Source organism: Halomonas sp. BM-2019 (genome assembly GCF_017584085.1).
In genome coordinates, this window is sequence record NZ_CP071922.1 from 231886 (window position 1) to 234908 (window position 3023).

2 protein-coding genes and 1 pseudogene are annotated in these 3023 nt (G+C 49.2%); all 3 read left to right on the top strand.

The annotated features are described in order from the left end of the window. Positions 1–158 precede the first annotated feature (158 nt). The gene (gene yidC, locus J5F18_RS01220) at positions 159–1835 is read left to right on the top strand and encodes a membrane protein insertase YidC (RefSeq protein WP_346300549.1); all 1677 of its coding nucleotides are present in this window, start codon (positions 159–161) and stop codon (positions 1833–1835) included. Positions 1836–1973: 138 nt separating this feature from the next. Beyond that, complete coding sequence (locus J5F18_RS01225) at positions 1974–2729, top strand: hypothetical protein (protein WP_346300550.1); 756 nt, start codon at positions 1974–1976, stop codon at positions 2727–2729. Further along, positions 2698–3023 (top strand): annotated as a pseudogene (locus J5F18_RS01230) (hypothetical protein); the annotation flags it as partial. The gene J5F18_RS01225 and the pseudogene J5F18_RS01230, both read left to right, overlap by 32 nt.

Genomic DNA, 3023 nt, shown 5'->3' on the forward strand with positions numbered 1-3023 from the left:
TTGCTCGCCAGTCGTAGAATTAGTAAATGTCATCCGGGTCATCCCGGTGGTTTTGATCCGGTTCCCGGAACAGAGTCGGAGTGGATAGACGAAGAAACCTTGTCTGCCGAACTTCGCGAACTCGAGACTAGGAAATCACAAAAAGAGAAAGAGTAACTATGGATTCGCAACGTACAATTCTGGTTATTGCCCTTTTGGTACTATCATTTTTTATGTTCCAACAGTGGCAACTAAAAGGTGGTAACACGCCGGGCATCGACCGCAGCAGCGCCCCTACCGAACAAGTGGGCAACGGTCAAAGCGACGTACCATCCGATGTTCCGGCTCTCGACGGTGACATTCCGGTTGCTGGCGGTAATGACAGCGTTCCTGCAGCCGATACCACTGCCGTACTTGGTGACACCATTACGGTTGAAACCGACGTTTTACGCGTGAAACTCAGTTTGCGTGGTGGTGATTTAATCCAAGCCGAACTGCTACAGCACGCAGAAACACTGGGCGAGCCAGCACGCTATACCATCTTGTATCAGCGTCCGGGACATTTACACATCGCTCAAAGTGGTCTGATTGGTCCTGACGGCATAGATAATGCCGAAACCCGTCCACTATTCCGCGCTGAGCAAACGCGCTTTGAATTGACCGGCGACACCCTTGAAGTTCCGCTCTATTATGTCAAAGAAGACGGTTCTGAAGTCATTAAGCGTTATACATTTACCCGCGGCGATTACGCGGTGAAAGTTGCCTTCGACGTTACCAACCGCAGCGACGCACCGAAAACCGTGAACTTCTATGGTCAGTTAAAGCAAACCATGGTCGACGGCGGACGTAGCAGTATGTTTATGCCGACATACCGTGGTGCGGCCTACTCCAGTGACAGTAACCGCTATAAAAAATACAGTTTTAGTGACATCCAAGATCGTAACTTTAGCACCAATACACCGGCCGGCTGGGTCGCCATGTTGGAGCATTACTTCGTTACCGCATGGGTACCAGACCAAGAATCAACCAATCGCCTTTATACCAACCGCAACGCGCTTGGCGAAGGCATGATCGGTTTTATTGGACCAGCACACACCATCGCGCCGGGCCAAAATATTGTTCTTGAAAGCGCCTTGTACATGGGTCCGAAAGACCAAGCGCGCTTGCGTGAATTGGCTCAGCATCTCAACTTAACCGTTGATTACGGATTCCTGTGGTGGTTAGCACAGCCGATTTACTGGTTGTTATCACTGCTACAATCGGTCGTCATCAATTGGGGTCTAGCAATCATTCTCGTCACCATTATTGTCAAGACACTGCTTTACCCGCTGACCAAAGCACAATATGTGTCGATGGCAAAAATGCGTAAAATTGCGCCGAAAATGAAAGAAATGCGGGAAAAATTTGGCGATGACCGGCAAAAACTTTCACAAGCCATGATGAAGATGTACCAAGAAGAAAAGGTCAATCCACTCGGTGGCTGTTTACCGATGTTGCTGCAATTACCGATCTTCTTAGCGCTCTACTGGGTGCTTTTGGAAAGCCCGGAGATTCGTCATGCTGACTTCGTTTTCTGGATTAACGATTTGTCGAGCCGTGACCCGTTCTTCATTTTACCGCTGCTCATGGGTGCAAGTATGTTCCTCATGCAGCGCTTACAGCCAACGCCAGTCACTGACCCGATGCAGGCGAAGATTCTCCAGTACATGCCGGTTATGTTTACTGTGTTCTTCCTGTTCTTCCCCGCAGGTTTGGTTCTTTACTGGTTAGTCAGTAACTTAATTTCAATTGCCCAAATGACCTATATCTACCGGCAAATTGATAAGAAGGAAGCGGCCAGCGGTAAACGCCGATAGCCCCAGCTCCTACTGACTAAAGCCCTCAATATTTGTTTACAATTATTGAGGGCTTTTTGCTTGGTGTGGTTCAAAAATTCAACTATATTAGAAACTCTCGTTATTCAAAATGATGCCCCCTAAGGAAAAGGTGCCAACATGCTTAAGATGGATCTTCGAACACTAATGCGATTTTCGCTACTCATGCTGTCCATCACTTGGGTGTCTCCAGTGGTCGCAGCAGACCACGAGCTAAAAACCATTCGCATTGGCACACTGCACGGCATTCAAAAGCATCACCCTACCTTCGAAATTATTCAAGAAGCCTATCGTCGCATCGGGGTGAACGCTGAGCTAGTCACCTTGCCGTATGAGCGCAGTGAATACGAAGCAAACCGGGGACTCATCATTGACGCGGAACTTGCTCGTACCGAAGAAGCAAGTGCAGCATTGGCGAATTTGGTCCGTATTGAGCCGTCAATTTTTCCCGTTTATACCTCCGTATTCACCACGCGAACCGATCTGGATATTACCAACTGGGAGTCTTTACGTGGCCTGCGTATCGACACGGTGCGCGGCATGCACACCGTCGCTGATCGGCTTGGTGATATTCCATTCAACGAAGTTGGCAGTATCGAACAAAGCATCCAACGGGTCTTATCTGGCCGTACCGACGTGGCTGTATTGCCCGGCTTTGAAACCGAACAACTACTTGACGAATTAAACATCACCTCTGTTTATCGATTATCACCTGATTTAGAAACCTTTTTGCTCTATCATTACCTGCATCAGAAACATGCAGACCTAGTGCAACCGTTGCAAGCCTCGTTATGGCAAGTCGTTAACGAGCGTCAATTGCAGCAGGCTGCTTTACAGGACAACGATGAGCAACTTGAGCACCACTACCCACACTGAAAATTTTAGCACCGACGACACCATAGTCGCGCAAGCAACGCCGCCCGGTAAAGGCGGTGTTGGCATTGTTCGCGTCAGTGGCAATGACGCCAAAGCCATCGCTAGCGCACTGCTCGGCTATTGCCCCAAGCCCCGTTACGCGGACTACACCGAGTTTAAAGACACTGACGGTAATCTGCTCGACAAGGGCATCGCTCTCTTTTTCCAAGGCCCAAATTCCTTTACCGGAGAGGACGTCCTCGAATTTCAGGGACATGGTGGTCCGGTCGTCATCGACATGCTGATCAAAGCGAT